Genomic DNA, 15,883 nt, shown 5'->3' with positions numbered 1-15,883 from the left:
GCATTAAAAAAGTATGATATTAATTATGTGTTAAAAAGAAGTCCAGTAGCAACTGCAAAACAGAAAGGGTAAAGAATAACATTAAAGTATCTAAATAGTAGTGTTATATTGATGTTTATTGGCATTACTTCATGAATCTCTAATCCAGAAGATAATTTTTGCATCATATTTAATTTAAAAGCCAGATCAAAAAACTTGATAAGAATAATACTTGACATCCAAAAGCCATAGTTTGATAGATATATTGATACAGCAAGTGTATAGAAAAATGTAACATGCAAGATAAAATATAAAAAGATATTTTTTCTAAATACTTGATAGTTATTGTAAATTAAACCATAAAGGTTATCATGTTTTTGCCAGTTTGACTCAAATAGTTCAAGAGCCATAAAGAGTAGTAATAAAGAGTATAAGTCCATTATTAAAAATCACAATAGAGCAAAAGCTCTATTGTCTATTTATCGTTAATTCTAAATTTGATTTTTTGATCTTTATAAAGACCAGTTCCAACTGGTATAGTTCTACCAATTACAACATTTTCTTTTAAGTCTTCTAATAAGTCCATTTTAGCACTTATTGCAGCTTCAGTAAGAACTTTAGTAGTCTCTTGGAAAGATGCAGCTGAAATAATAGAATCAGATGTAACAGCAGCTCTTGTAATACCTAATAATAAAGGATCAGCAATCGCAGGTTCTCCACCTAGTCTCATAATTCTTCTATTTTCAATTTGGAATCTTTTCTTAGAAACCATGTCTCCTACAATAAACTTAGTATCTCCACCATCAAGAATAGAAACTTGTCTTAGCATTTGAGATAAAATAACCTCAATATGTTTATCAGCAATATTTACCCCTTGAGATCTATATACTTGTTGTACTTCAGAAACAATAAAGTAATGTAATGCTTTTTCACCTAAAATTCTAAGTACATCATGAGAAGCAACTTGTCCATCAGTTAATGCTTCACCAGCATGAACAAACTCACCTTCGTGTACTAAAATTTGTTTAGATTTATCAACTAAATACTCTACTTTGCTACCTTTATCATCAGTTATGATAATTCTTTGTTTATTTCTTAAACTTTTTCCAAAAGAAACTACACCGTCAAATGATGCTAATACAGCAATATTTTTTGGTCGTCTAGCTTCAAATAATTCAGATACTCTTGGAAGACCCCCAGTAATATCTTTAGATTTTTGAGAAGCTTTTGGAGTTTTACCAATAATATCAGCTATCTCAACTTTTTGTCCTTCAGAAACAAAAAGAGATGTTTTAGGATCAAGTGTATATCTAATTAATTCATCAGATTCAGTTGCTAAAACAATAGTTGGTTTAAATCCAGCAGGAACATATTCATTAATAACTAATTTAGAAGTACCAGTTAAATCATCAAATTGCTCAGATGCTGTAATTCCTGGAATAATATCTTCAAATGTTACAGTACCAGCTTTTTCTGAAATAGTTGGATTTGCATATGGATCCCATTCTGCAATAACAACTCTCTCATCAGCTTCTGGTTTAGAAAGAATAGTCTCTTTTTCAACTTCTGTATTATCATCTAATTCTATAACAGAACCTCTTGCAATATAATGTCTTAATGCTTCTCTATCATCACCATCAACAATAACAGCAAAAAGTCCTTTTTCAACAACTTTATCTCCAGCTTTAATATCTGGTCTTCTCTCTAAATAATCTCCAGTTAATTTATAATATTTAACTGAACCTTTAGCTCCTGATGTAACTAAAGTAATAATAGGCGCACCATCTTCAACTTTTAATTCAGATGCGAAAGGAACTCGGTTTGGAACATTCCAACCGTCTTTAATCATCTCTACAATTGATTCATTTGCTTCAACTTCTTCACCATCAGCATATGGTAAATAAAGTTTACCTTCAATTTTACCAGATACACCTGCTAGCTCATTTGGTCTTGCAACATCATTTTTTCTTAAGTAGAATTTCTTCTCTTCTTTACCGTTAGTAATTGTCAAAATTGTCTCTTCATGAAGAGTCTCAGTTGTAATCTTACCTTTAAATGGTGCATTAATTTTTGGTTCAACAAGTAAAATACCTGCATTTCTTCTATTTGCAACAATTATTTTATCAGCTTTAGAAACATAAGTTTTGATATTATAATATCTAATAAACCCTTCTTTATCAGCTCTTAATTCTCTTTCTGTTTGAGTTGCACTTGCAGTTCCCCCAACGTGGAAAGTTCTAAGAGTAAGCTGTGTTCCTGGCTCCCCAATTGATTGAGCAGCAAGTACACCAACCGCTTCACCTGGATTTGCTTTTCTTTGCTCACCAAGGTTTAGACCATAACATTTTGAACATAATCCATTTTCAATTTTACAAGTTAAAGGAGTTCTAATTACTACAGATTTAACTTCTGAATCTTTTACAATTTTTGCATCTTCTTCAGTAATTAATGTACCTTCAGTAAACAAAATTTCATTAGATATTGGATCAATAATATCTTCTGCAATTACTCTACCTGTGATTCTTTCTTCTAAGCTCTCAGTTAATTCATTACCACTTGATAAATCAGTAATTTCAATACCTTCATGAGTCCCACAATCATCAGCTGTAATTCTTACATTTTGAGAAACGTCAATTAGTTTTCTAGTTAAGTAACCCGCATTTGCAGTTTTAAGTGCTGTATCAGCAAGACCTTTTCTAGCTCCGTGAGTAGAAATAAAGTACTCAAGTACATTTAGACCCTCTTTAAAGTTAGAGATAATTGGTGTTTCAATAATAGAACCATCAGGTTTAGCCATAAGACCCCTCATACCTGCAAGCTGTCTAATTTGAGCAGCAGACCCTCTAGCCCCTGAATCGGCCATCATATAAATAGAATTAAATCCATTTTTATCTGTTTCAACAAGCTCCATCATCTCTCGACCAAGTTTATTATTAACTTCTGTCCAGATATCAATAATTTTATTATATCTTTCTTGTTCAGTTAATAAACCTTGCTCAAATTGTTTTTGAACTTCAATAACATCTTTTTTAGACTTAGCAATATGCGCAGGTTTAGTTTCTGGAACTCTAATATCATCAATAGAAACAGAAATACCCGCATCAGTTGCATATCTAAAACCTAAGTTTTTAAGGTTATCCAAGAATCTTGGAGTAACTTCATATCCACCATGTTTATAAATATAATCAACCAAAATACCAATATCTTTTTTCTTTAAAATCTTATTCCATAATTCTAAAGGAACAAAATCAGGTAAAATATTATGAACAATTAATCTTCCAACTGTTGTATGAATAATTTTATCATTCATTTTTGTTCTGATTTTTGCATGTAAATCTACTTGTTTCATCTCTAAAGCGATAACTGCTTCATCAACACCAGTAAATAGTTTATGCTCACCTTTAACCCCATCTTTTTCTAATGATAGATAATAAATACCTAAAATCATATCTTGCGAAGGAACAGCAATTGCTCTCCCTGATGCTGGTAAAAGAATATTCATAGAACTCATCATAAGAATTTTTGCTTCTGCAATAGCTTCTTGTGATAAAGGTACGTGAACTGCCATTTGGTCACCATCGAAATCGGCATTAAATGCAGAACATACTAATGGGTGTAATTGAATAGCTTTTCCATCAATTAGCGTTGGGTGGAACGCTTGAATTGAAAGTTTATGAAGAGTTGGAGCTCTATTTAGCATAATTGGATATTCATCAACAATTTCACTTAAACATTCCCAAACTTCATTAGTCTCAGCTTCAATCATTCTTTTTGCTGATTTTAATGTAGTTGCATAACCTTTTTCTTCTAGTTTTGCCATCAAGTGTGGTTTAAATAATTCTAAAGCCATTTTTTTAGGAATACCACATTGATCCATATTTAAAGATGGTCCAACAACGATTACAGATCTTCCTGAGAAGTCAACTCTTTTACCAAGTAAATTCTGTCTAAATCGTCCTTGTTTACCTTTAATAATTTCAGATAAAGATTTTAAAGGTCTTTTATTTGCACCTTTAACTGCATTTGCAGTTTTTCCATTATCAAATAAAGCATCAACTGCTTCTTGAAGCATTCTTTTTTCATTTCTTTGAATGATTTCAGGAGCATCAAGTTCTGATAATCTTTTAAGTCTATTATTTCTGTTTATTACTCTTCTATAAAGGTCATTTACATCAGATACAGCAAATTTTCCACCATCAAGTGAAACAAGAGGTCTTAAATCTGGTGGAAGAACTGGTAGTTGAGTTAACATCATCCATTCAGGTCTATTTCCAGAGTTAATAAAGTTTTCAACAACTTTTAATCTTTTGATAATAGTTTTAGTTTTAGCTTCTGATTTAGTAGATTTCATATCTTCTTTTAAGCTATGTAATAATTCCATTAAATCAAGGTTTTCAAGTAAATCTCTTACAATTTGTCCACCCATATTAGCTTCAAAACCAGTATGTTCATAATGATCATAAATAGTTCTATATTGTTCTTCATTTAAAATGTCATATTTCATTACTTTTTTAGAATGTTCATTATCATAAAAAGCTTCACCTGGCTCATTTACGATATATGCTTCATAGTATAATACTCTTTCTAAATCTTTTAATTTAACACCAAGTAATGTACCAATTCTTGTAGGTAATGAACTTACCATCCAAATATGAGCAACAGGAGATACTAAATCAATATGTCCCATTCTGTGTCTTCGCACTTTTGCAGAAGTTACTTCAACCCCACATTTTTCACAAACAACACCTTTGTATCTCATTTTTTTGTATTTACCACAAAGACATTCATAATCTTTTACTGGTCCAAAAATTTTCGCACAAAATAAACCATCTCTTTCAGGTTTTAATGTTCTATAGTTAATAGTTTCAGGTTTTTTAACTTCTCCACATGACCAAGAAAGAATTTTCTCAGGACTTGCAAGTCTAAGTTGAAATGCTGAAAAATCTTGTGGTCTTTCTAACTCTTTTATCTCAATTGGCTCTAATACTGTATTTTTACTCATTATTTTCTACCTCGTCAAAAATCTCTACATCTAAACCTAAAGCTTTTAACTCTTTTGTTAATACAAAGAAAGTTTCAGGAACACCTGAATCTGGAACATTTTCACCATTTGAAATTGCTCTATAAGCTCTCGTTCTTCCTTCTACATCATCAGATTTTGTTGTAAGCATTTCTTTAAGAACTGAAGTTGCTCCATAAGCTTCCAATGCCCAAACTTCCATCTCTCCAAATCTTTGACCACCAAATAGTGCTTTACCACCAACTGGTTGTTGTGTTACAAGTGAATAAGGTCCAGTAGATCTTGCGTGAACTTTTTCATCAACTAAGTGATGTAGTTTTAGCATATACATATAACCTACATTTACTCTTTCTTTCATCTTATCACCAGTTTTACCATCAATAAGATTAGTTTTACCATCTAAGTCAATTTTTGCTAATTCAAATAGTTTTAAGAATTCGTCTTCTTTTACACCATCAAATACTTGAGTTGCAAATCTAACACCTTTTGTCCAATCTTGTGCATAATCAACTAATTCATCATCACTTAATTTAGCTAAAAACTCTTTACCATTCATAAGTTTTGCAACATCAGCAATTTCTGTCATCTTAGCTCTTAATTCAGATACAAATTCAGTCTTCTTAGCATCAAAGATATCTTGAATTTGAGTTCCAAGTCTTTTACCTACTAATCCTAAGTGAACTTCAAGAATTTGTCCAATATTCATCCGTGATGGAACTCCTAGTGGATTTAATATAACATCAACAGTTGAACCATCTTCTAAATATGGCATATCAACTTGAGGTACGATGTTAGAAACAATACCTTTGTTTCCATGTCGTCCTGCCATTTTATCCCCAACTTTGATTTTTCTCTTAGTTGCGATATAAACTTTAACTTGTTTGATTACACCTGATTGTAAAATATCATCATGCTCTAATACTTCAAGTTTTTCTTCATGGTCAGTTCTTAATCTAGATTTTTGATTAATAAAATACTCTTTTATATCGTTGTATTTTTTCTCAACATCTTTATCATAAGAAGATACTACTTTTTTCATAGCAAATCTATTTACATTTGCTAATACATCTAAAGGAATAACTTGACCTTTTTTATAAACTACATCATCTAAATCAACATCTTTAACTAATAGGGCTTTTGATAATAAATCATTGATTTTTAAAATCTCTTCTCTATCAAGCATTAATAGTTTATCATGATGTTTTAAATCAAGTTCAGCTTTTTCTGATTCTATTTCAGCAACTGCTCTTGAATCTTTTTCATAACCTTTTTTAGTAAATACTTTTACATCAACAACTGTACCTTCCATTGAAGTAGGACAGTAAAGTGATTTATTAATAACGTGACCTGCTTTTTCACCAAAGATTGCTCTTAATAGTCTCTCTTCAGGAGTTGGTTTAATTTCGCCTTTTGGTGTAACTTTTCCAACCATAATCATACCTGGCTTGATAAATGTACCAACTTTTACAATTCCTGATTCATCAAGATGTGTAATTGATTCATCTTTTACACCTGGTAAATCTCTTGTTATCTCTTCATTACCATGTTTAAGCTCTCTACACTCAACATCTTTTTCATAAATATGAATAGAAGTAAATGCATCTTCTTTAATTAATCTTTGAGATAATACAATCGCATCTTCGTAGTTATATCCATTCCATGGCATAAAGGCAACACAAGCATTAACACCAACTGCTAATTCACCTTTGTCCATTGAAGGACCATCAGCGATTACTTGACCTTTTTGAACTGTATCACCCTCTTTTACTGCAATTCTTTGCCCAAAAGATGTATTATTATTTGTTCTAACATTTTTATTTACACTATAATGGTCAATAAATGCACCATTTTCATCTTCACCTCTAATGTAAATATTTTTAGCATCAGCTTTTTCAACAACACCTGTTCTATCAGCTTTAATAGCTTCCCAAGCATCTCTTGCAACTGTTTTTTCTAAACCAGTCCCAACTATTGGAGCATTTGGTCTTAATAATGGAACGGCTTGTCTCATCATATTCGATCCCATAAGTGCTCTATTGGCATCATCATGTTCTAAGAATGGAATTAATGAAGCAGCAACTCCCATAACCATTTGAGAAGAGATATCAATTAAATTAACTTTAGATCTTTCTACAATTAAAATTTCACCATCTTGTCTAGCTTCAATTAAAGGTTCAACAATTTTACCATTGTCATCAACTTTAGTAGAACCAGGAGCAATTAATAATCCCTCTTCTTGGGTTGCTGTTACATAAATAATTTCATTTGAAACAATTCCATCTTGAACTTTTTTATATGGTGCTTCAATAAATCCTAATTCATTTACTTTTGCAAATGTAGATAATGTATTGATAAGACCAATATTTTGTCCCTCTGGAGTTTCAACTGGACAAATTCTTCCGTAGTGAGTTGCGTGAACATCTCTTACTTCAAATCCAGCTCTCTCTTTTACAAGTCCACCTTCACCAAGTGCAGAAAGTCTTCTTTTATGAGTAACTTCTGATAATGGATTAGTTTGGTCCATAAATTGTGATAATTGTCCAGATGTAAAGAACTCAGTAATTGTTGATGTAATCATTTTAGAGTTAACTAAATCATGTGGCATAATATCTTCTAATGTACCAGATAATGTAGTCATTTTGTCTCTAATTGCTTTTTGCATTTTGATTAAACCAGAATGCATTTCATTTGCAAGTAACTCACCAATAGCTCTAATTCTTCTGTTACCTAAGTGATCTCTATCATCGATATGACCATGACCAGATTTAACTTTTACAAGGTATTGAACAGTTTTAATAACATCTTCATAAGTAAGTGTTGTAACATATTCAGGAACATTTACACCTAACTTGTGGTTCATTTTCATTCTTCCCACTTTAGTTAAGTCATATCTTTCTGGATCAAAGAATAATTTTTTAACGAAATCTTTTGCGGCTTCTTTAGTTACAGGCTCACCTGGTCTCATTACTTTATAAATTCTAATAGCAGCTAAATCATTTTCATCTTCTAGTTGTTCAGTTTGTCTTAATAATTTTAAAGACTCAGCATCTGCAGCAAATGCATTGATAATAGAATCATCAACTCCTTCAGCTAAATCATTTGCAATATCAAAAGAATCAAAACCTAAGTCAAGTAATTTTTTTAATTTTAATTCATCTAAATGAGTTAAAGAATCAAATAATACTTCACCAGATTCTGGATCAAAAATTGTACCAGCAGTACTTCTGTCCATTAATAATTCAACTGGGTATTCAACTAATTTTAATCCACCATCAACTAATGCCTTAGCTTTTCTAGCAGTTAATCTTTTTCCAGCAGCAATTACTAAATTACCTTTGTCATCTTTAATATCAAATTCAACTCTTCCTGTAAAATCTTCAGGACTAAATTCAGTTAAGAATTTATTGTTTTTAATTTTAATATTTAAAATTGGGTAGAACATTTTGATAATATCTTCTTTAGAATATCCTAATGCTCTGAAAAGAATAGTTACAGGAACTTTTCTTCTTTTGTTGATTCTTACGTATAATACATCTTTTGCATCATATTCAAAATATAACCAAGAACCTCTATCTGGAATAATTTGTCCAGTATAGATCAATTTATTTCCAGCAGTATTTGATTCTTCTTCTTTGAAGATAACACCAGGAGATCTATGTAATTGGTTAACGACAACTCTTTCAACACCATTTACAATAAATGAAGTTCTATCTGTCATTAAAGGTATTTCTCTAACGAATAAAGATTGTTCTTTCATATCTTTAACGCCGATTTTTTCACCAGTTTTTTCGTTAAGATCCCAAAGTGTTAATCTTATTTTGATTTTTAATGGGATTGAGTAAGTAAGACCTCTAACCATAGACTCTCTTACGTCGTATTTTGGTTTACCCACTTCACTTTCTATATAATCAAGAGTAATTCTACCCTGAGCATCATGTATTGGGAAAATTGATTTAAATACTTTTTCTATTCCAGCATCAGTTCTGCTCTCTTTTCCGACCATTAAAAAGTTGTCATACGAATTTTGTTGTAATTGTAATAAATTAGGAATTTCAATATGTTGTGGATTTTTAGCAAAATCGACTCTAAGCCTATTACCAGATTTTAAAGAATTTAGCATAGTTCACCTTGTCAAAAATTTGATTTTTTTTTTGCTTTTTAGTATAAAGCACAAAAGCATCCCTAAAGGATAGGGTTAAAATTCCTCAAAATTTTAACCTTAGCCTTCAAAGATGCTATCTATATACAAGGCTCGTAAGCCTTGTATTACATAGAATGAATTACAAAAAAGTAATTATTTTAATTCTACTTTTGCACCAGCTGCTTCTAATTCAGTTTTAGCTGCTTCTGCATCTTCTTTTCCGATACCTTCTTTAACGATTGCACCAGCTTCTTCAGACATAGCTTTTGCTTCTTTTAATCCAAGACCAGTTAATGCTCTAATTGCTTTAATAACATTAATTTTTTTGTCTCCTGCATCAACAAGAACAACATTAAATTCTGTTTGTTCTTCAGCAGATTCTACAGCTGCAACAGCTCCACCAGCAACTGCAACAGGTTGTGCAGATACACCAAATTTTTCTTCGAATTCTTTAACTAATTCTGATAACTCTAATACAGATAAACCAGAGATGTATTCTAATACGTCTTCTTTAGAAATTGCCATTTCTTTTCCTTATATATTTTAATTTTTATTAAATAATTGTTGCTTATTAAGCAGCCTCTTCTTCTTTTTTCTTTCTAAGAGCATCAAGCCCAATAGTAAAGTTCGTAACTGGAGCCATCCATGTAGCTGCAAGCATACCAAGAAGTTGTTCTCTTGATGGTAACTTAGCAAATGCATTAACAGTAGCAAGATCAGCGATTTTACCTTCAATGATACCAGATTTGATAGCAAATTTATCTTTGTTATCAGATGCAAACTTATCAGCTACTTTACAAGCTGAGATTTGATCTTCAGACCATAAGAAAATGTTTGTACCAGTTAATTCGATATCACCTAACTCAGCATTTTTTACAGAAACAGCAACAAGAGTATTTTTTGCAACTTGTACTTTAGTTCCATTATCTCTAGCGTCTTTTCTTAATACTTCTAACTGTTTATGAGTTAATCCTTTATAATCACAAACTACGATAGCTTGAGACTCTTTGAATTCAGAAGTTAAGAAATCAACGATTTCTGATTTTTGTTGTTTAGTCATCATTATATATTTCCCCCTTTCAAAACATCCAACTTCGGCGGGTTTTACAAGATACGGGGGTATCTAACCAGCTGTCTTCAGTTTTATATCAGTGCCTTGAATAACACTCAAAGATATTGATTAAATCAACATCTTTGAATGTTAAAATTTCTTTTAACAAGTTTTCAGATAAAAAAATCTACCTGAAAACTTAAATAAACAAAAGTAAAACTTACTTTTATTTACCCTTTAATATCCATAACTTCTAATACTTCTAATGAAATAGATGGTGACATAGTTAAAGAAATTGCTGCATTAGTAACATATCTACCTTTTGCAGTTGAAGGTTTTGCTTTATTAATTGCACCTACAAATGCTTTGATATTTTCTACAATTGCTTCATTAGAAAAAGATACTTTTCCAACTGCTGCTTGCATATTACCTTTTTTATCAACTCTATATGTAACTTGACCACCTTTAGCATCATTAACAGCTTTGTTAACATCCATTGTAACAGTTCCAGTTTTAGGATTAGGCATTAAACCTTTTGGCCCTAAAATTCTACCGATTTTACCAACCATTCCCATACAATCAGGAGTAGCTATTAAAACATCAAAGTCAATGTTTCCAGCTTGAATTGATTCTACTAAATCATCATTACCAACAATATCAGCACCAGCTGCTTTTGCTTCATCCATTTTTGTTCCCTTAGCAAAAACTGCAACTCTTACAGTTTTACCAGTACCGTGAGGAAGAACAACTGCACCTCTAATCATTTGATCAGCGTGTCTTGGATCTACATTAAGATTAAGTGCAACTTCAACACTTTCATCAAATTTAGCTGATTTTAATTCTTTTACACAAACAACTGCTTCTGCCAATGTGTATTTTTTATCTTCAATTTTTTCTAATAAACTTTTATATCTTTTTGAAACTTTTGCCATTTTACTCTCCGCAATTTTATTTTTTTTTGCTACCGCCGTATGAGCCTGGTGGTAAGGCTAATGAAAAGAAATATTAAATTTCTGTTTCAATTCCCATTGATCTAGCAGAACCTGCAACAATTTTTGCAGCTTGTTCTTTATCATCAGTATTTAAATCTTTGATTTTCATATCAACGATTTCCATAACTTGATCTTTAGTTAATTTACCAATTTTGTTTTTAAGTGCGTTATCGCTACCTTTTTTAACACCTGAAATTTTTTTAATTAAGTCAGTCATTGGTGGTTGTTTAACTAAAAATGTAAAACTTTTATCTGTATAATAAGTAATTTCAACAGGAATACTAAACCCTGCTTTATCCTTAGTTTTTTCATTGAAAGCTTTACAAAATTCCATAATATTGATTCCTCTTTGTCCTAATGCAGGACCAACAGGTGGTGATGGGTTTGCAGCACCAGCAGGAATTTGAAGTTTTAAAACACCAGCTATTTTTTTAGCCATCTTTTCTCCTTTTAAATTTGTTGTTTAATGATTTAGACATTAGGCAAGAAAACTCAGAAGCTAATTTTATTGCCTAATGTCTATATTCTAAAAGAGTATTTAAACTACTCTTTCTACTTGTGTATAAGAAATCTCTACAGGAGTATTTCTCCCAAAAATTGATACATTTAATTTCAGTATACCTGAAGCTATATCAAAATCTTCAACTATTCCATTAAAGTTTGCAAATGGACCTTCATTGATTCTAACCATTTCACCATCATCAAATGAAACTTTTGGTTTAGCAGCAGCTCTATTATTAACTTTATCTAAAATAGAATTGATATCTTTTTCAGATAATGGTGTAGGTTTTTTAGACTCACCAATGAATCTTCCAACTTTTGGCATTGATTGAATTCTATGCCATAAAGCAGTATCTAAATCAATTTTAGCAAAAGCATATGCTGGATATAAAGGTCTTTCAACAATTGTTTTATTACCTTTTTTTACTTCGATTAAATCTTCTGTTGGAACTAATACCTCAGCAATTTTACCATCAGCCATTTCATCAGCTAATCTTGCTAGTGCTCTTTTCACTGTTAATTCACTACCAGAGTGAGTTTGAATTGCATACCATAAATGTGCCATTATTATTCCTTAGTTTATTACTGAAGACAAGCTAAAAGACATCACAGCATCAATTAGAGCTAAAAACAATGAAATAACTGTTACTACTACAAATACAGAAATATAAGCAGATCTAATTTGTTCTTTAATTGGAAAAATTACTTTTCCTATCTCTTCTCTTGCATTCTTATAATATGTTTTTAACTTACTCACAATCGACTCCAGAGTTATAATTATTTAGCTTATAAATATTTTTTAAAAAAGTTATTTTTACTACTTTAAGAAATATTTAGTGGCAGGCCAGGAGGGACTCGAACCCCCAGCCATCGGATTTGGAATCCGGCGCTCTACCATTGGAGCTACTGACCTGCTTAAAAAGATAAAGGGGTTAAGTAAAGTCTTACGACTTTAACTTAACTTCTTTATGAATAGTGTGTTTTCTTAATCTTGGACAATATTTGTTAACCTCAAATTTCTCAGTATGAGTTTTTGGGTTTTTCCAAGTAGTGTAGTTAATATCTCCACTTTCTTGACATTTTAATCCGATTTTTATTCTAACTGCTGCCATATTAATCCTTACGCGATAACTTCAGCAACAACTCCAGCACCAACAGTTCTTCCACCTTCTCTGATAGCGAACTTAGTTCCCTTTTCAAGAGCGATAGGAGCAACTAGTTTAACTGTCATTTCTACATTGTCACCTGGCATAACCATTTCTGTACCTTCAGGTAAAGTACAAGAACCAGTTACGTCTGTTGTTCTTACATAAAACTGTGGTCTATATCCAGAGAAAAATGGAGTATGTCTTCCACCCTCTTCTTTAGAAAGGATATAAACTTCTCCTCTAAATTCTGTATGTGGAGTAATTGTTCCTGGCTTAATAAGAACTTGTCCTCTTTGTACATCTTCTTTTTTGATACCTCTTAAAAGAATACCTGCATTATCTCCAGCTTGACCTTCGTCCATTTCTTTTCTGAACATTTCAATACCAGTTACAGTAGTTTTTTGAGTATCGTGGATCCCAACGATTTCAATTTCTTCACCTAATTTAATAGTTCCTTTTTCAATTCTACCAGTAACAACAGTACCTCTACCTTGGATAGTAAATACGTCTTCTACAGGCATTAAGAATGCTTGATCAGAATCTCTAACTGGAGTTGGGATATAAGCGTCTACTTCATCCATAAGTTTATAGATTTTTTCAGACCATTCACCAGCTGCACCAGCTTTTGCTTCTTCTAATGCTTTAAAAGCAGAACCAGCAATAATTGGAGTATCATCACCTGGGAAATCATAAGTAGATAATAATTCTCTTACTTCCATTTCAACAAGTTCTAACATTTCTTCTTTATCTTCGTCATCAAGTTGATCTTCTTTATTTAAGAAAACAACGATGTAAGGTACACCTACTTGTTTAGATAATAAGATGTGCTCTCTAGTTTGTGCCATAGGTCCATCAGTTGAAGCGATAACTAAGATAGCTCCGTCCATTTGTGCAGCACCAGTAATCATGTTTTTAACGTAATCGGCGTGACCTGGACAATCTACGTGTGCATAGTGTCTAGTTTCAGTTTCATACTCAACGTGAGAAGTAGCAATAGTAATTCCTCTTTCTCTTTCTTCTGGAGCGTTATCGATTTGATCGTAATCCATTGTTGCTTGACCATTTTTTAGTCCAAGAACCATAGTGATCGCAGCAGTTAATGTAGTTTTACCGTGGTCAACGTGACCAATAGTACCAATATTTACGTGTGGTTTACTTCTGTCAAATTTTTCTTTTGCCATAGAATTTTTCCTTTAAAAGATTTAATTAAATTGCCCTCTGAGCAGATAAGCCCAAAAGCTGATCTATTCAGAGGGGTATTGTGAGACATTCACATAAGTTAAATGTACGAATACAACTAAATTATGTTAACGGGACGCAATTATACATTAAAAAAGATTACAAGGAGATTACAATGTAGTAAAAGAGTTATAATTTTTGCAATTTATATAACTCAGCTCCCAGAATCAATAAAAAATAAATGGAGCGGGAGACGAGACTCGAACTCGCGACAATCTGCTTGGAAGGCAGAAGCTCTAGCCAACTGAGCTACTCCCGCTCATTTAATGGTGGTGAGGGAAGGATTTGAACCTTCGAAGCCGTAGGCGGCGGATTTACAATCCGCAGGATTTGACCACTCTCCAACCTCACCGGTTGAAATTATTAATCTGGTCTAGCGCTGTTCTTCAAAATGAAGATTTCGCAGACTTATAACTTATATGGAGCTGGTGAAGGGAGTTGAACCCCCGACCTGCTGATTACAAATCAGCTGCTCTAGCCAACTGAGCTACACCAGCATATAAATATATTTACAAAAATGGTGGCGCGGGGCAGAATCGAACTGCCGACACAAGGATTTTCAGTCCTTTGCTCTACCGACTGAGCTACCGAGCCATCGTTTTTGGACTGAAATTATAATGTCTATCATATTAATTCTAGCTTAAAGTACCTACAAGATTTTTAAATTCTTCTCCCCTATGCTTATATGAGGTAAATTGGTCCAAAGAAGCGGCTGCTGGCGAAAGCATTCCTATACTATTTTCACAGAATAATTCATCAATTTTTTCAACTGCTTTGGCTAAATATCTCAATGCAAAAACTTCAATCTCAAATTTATTTGCTAATTGAAATATTTTTTCATCATTTGAACCAATTGCAAAAATTGTAATATCATAATTTTTCATTTCTTCAAATAAAGGTTTTAAATTTGCACCTTTATCATCACCACCTAAGATAAGATTTATTTTTTTATCTTTATATGGCTTTAATGCATTTATTGTTGCATCAACATTTGTAGCTTTACTATCATCTATCCATAATCTATTTTTTTTATCGAAAAATTCTTCAACTTTATGTTTTCCAACAACAAAAGAATTTATAAGTTCATAATCCAATTCATCAAAAAGTATTTTGCTACTTATTAATGCCATGATTGAATCTAAAAGAAATGGTTCTTTGAATTTTATTTTTTCTTTTTCTATTCCAAACTCTTTACATAAACAATCACTATTTTTATAAGTAATCACACAAGCATCAGTTTTGTAATTTTTAAATTCTTCTGGAATAATTGCAATTTCACTTTCTAACATAAAATCCAAGGGTTTTAATTTGGCTTTTTTGTACTCATCAAAACTTCCATGCCAAGTAATATGATCTTCACTTACAGGAAGAAGTATATATATATTTGCTTTTGCTTTGTTAGTATAATAATTTGTAAAAGATGAAGTTTCCAATATCCAAATATTTGCATCTTTATTTAGCTTAGCCAAGGGTGTTCCAATATTTCCACCACAAACACTACCTTTTTTTTCTAATAGATGTTGAGTCATTTCAGTTGTAGTTGTTTTACCATTTGTTCCAGAAATCCAAATACTAAAAGGCATATCATCTGCAAATAAATCATATTCACTTATAATGTTCTTAGAATTCTTAACCATATGATTAGAAGGCATTATGCCAGGACTTACAACAGTAATATCATTTGAAGATTTATCATAAGTTTCAAAATCACTATCATCATATAATTTAACATCATCAAAAGCTTCTTCTATAGCTTTTGCAGTAAGTCCTTTACCTAAAACTCTAATCATATTTTCCTCTATCTTAGATTTG

12 protein-coding genes and 5 tRNA genes are annotated in these 15,883 nt (G+C 31.8%); all 17 read right to left on the bottom strand.

Annotation, left to right across the window (positions count from 1 at the left end; genetic code table 11):
• Positions 1–23: 23 nt before the first annotated feature.
• The gene (locus CRU95_RS11490) at positions 24–389 is read right to left on the bottom strand and encodes a hypothetical protein (protein ID WP_258238694.1); all 366 of its coding nucleotides are present in this window, start codon (positions 387–389) and stop codon (positions 24–26) included.
• A gap of 65 nt (positions 390–454) precedes the next feature.
• Positions 455–4,981 (bottom strand): DNA-directed RNA polymerase subunit beta', encoded by a 4,527-nt coding sequence (gene rpoC, locus CRU95_RS11485; RefSeq protein WP_129101260.1) that lies wholly within the window; start codon positions 4,979–4,981, stop codon positions 455–457.
• The gene (gene rpoB / locus CRU95_RS11480) at positions 4,974–9,119 is read right to left on the bottom strand and encodes a DNA-directed RNA polymerase subunit beta (protein WP_129101259.1); all 4,146 of its coding nucleotides are present in this window, start codon (positions 9,117–9,119) and stop codon (positions 4,974–4,976) included. The genes rpoC and rpoB overlap by 8 nt, the downstream gene beginning before the upstream one ends.
• A gap of 174 nt (positions 9,120–9,293) precedes the next feature.
• Entirely contained in the window at positions 9,294–9,665 is a 372-nt protein-coding gene (rplL, locus tag CRU95_RS11475; protein ID WP_129101258.1) for a 50S ribosomal protein L7/L12, read from the bottom strand.
• A 46-nt stretch (positions 9,666–9,711) separates the two neighbouring features.
• Positions 9,712–10,200 (bottom strand): 50S ribosomal protein L10, encoded by a 489-nt coding sequence (rplJ, locus tag CRU95_RS11470; RefSeq protein ID WP_129101312.1) that lies wholly within the window; start codon positions 10,198–10,200, stop codon positions 9,712–9,714.
• A gap of 221 nt (positions 10,201–10,421) precedes the next feature.
• Complete coding sequence (gene rplA, locus CRU95_RS11465) at positions 10,422–11,123, bottom strand: 50S ribosomal protein L1 (RefSeq protein WP_129101257.1); 702 nt, start codon at positions 11,121–11,123, stop codon at positions 10,422–10,424.
• A 73-nt stretch (positions 11,124–11,196) separates the two neighbouring features.
• Positions 11,197–11,622, bottom strand: a complete 426-nt coding sequence (gene rplK, locus CRU95_RS11460; RefSeq protein WP_129101256.1) for a 50S ribosomal protein L11 — start codon at positions 11,620–11,622, stop codon at positions 11,197–11,199.
• A 99-nt stretch (positions 11,623–11,721) separates the two neighbouring features.
• Positions 11,722–12,249 carry a transcription termination/antitermination protein NusG gene (nusG, locus tag CRU95_RS11455; protein WP_129101255.1) on the bottom strand — a complete coding sequence of 176 codons (528 nt, stop codon included), beginning with the start codon at positions 12,247–12,249 and terminating at the stop codon, positions 11,722–11,724.
• Positions 12,250–12,258: 9 nt separating this feature from the next.
• Positions 12,259–12,441, bottom strand: a complete 183-nt coding sequence (secE, locus tag CRU95_RS11450; RefSeq protein WP_013136416.1) for a preprotein translocase subunit SecE — start codon at positions 12,439–12,441, stop codon at positions 12,259–12,261.
• Positions 12,442–12,521: 80 nt separating this feature from the next.
• Positions 12,522–12,597, bottom strand: a tRNA-Trp gene (locus CRU95_RS11445).
• Between the two features lie 31 nt (positions 12,598–12,628).
• Positions 12,629–12,796 (bottom strand): 50S ribosomal protein L33, encoded by a 168-nt coding sequence (gene rpmG, locus CRU95_RS11440; protein ID WP_013136417.1) that lies wholly within the window; start codon positions 12,794–12,796, stop codon positions 12,629–12,631.
• An 8-nt stretch (positions 12,797–12,804) separates the two neighbouring features.
• Positions 12,805–14,013, bottom strand: a complete 1,209-nt coding sequence (gene tuf / locus CRU95_RS11435) for an elongation factor Tu (protein ID WP_129101254.1) — start codon at positions 14,011–14,013, stop codon at positions 12,805–12,807.
• 240 nt (positions 14,014–14,253) lie between these two features.
• Positions 14,254–14,330 (bottom strand) — tRNA-Gly (locus tag CRU95_RS11430).
• 8 nt (positions 14,331–14,338) lie between these two features.
• Positions 14,339–14,423 (bottom strand) — tRNA-Tyr (locus tag CRU95_RS11425).
• A gap of 68 nt (positions 14,424–14,491) precedes the next feature.
• Positions 14,492–14,568 (bottom strand) — tRNA-Thr (locus CRU95_RS11420).
• 21 nt (positions 14,569–14,589) lie between these two features.
• Positions 14,590–14,665, bottom strand: a tRNA-Phe gene (locus tag CRU95_RS11415).
• 41 nt (positions 14,666–14,706) lie between these two features.
• Complete coding sequence (murD, locus tag CRU95_RS11410; protein WP_129101253.1) at positions 14,707–15,861, bottom strand: UDP-N-acetylmuramoyl-L-alanine--D-glutamate ligase; 1,155 nt, start codon at positions 15,859–15,861, stop codon at positions 14,707–14,709.
• Positions 15,862–15,883: the final 22 nt, after the last annotated feature.

The sequence above is a fragment of the Arcobacter sp. F2176 genome, from assembly GCF_004116465.1.
GTDB lineage: Bacteria > Campylobacterota > Campylobacteria > Campylobacterales > Arcobacteraceae > Arcobacter > Arcobacter siniprincipis.
This window is presented reverse-complemented; position numbering and strand designations above follow the sequence as displayed.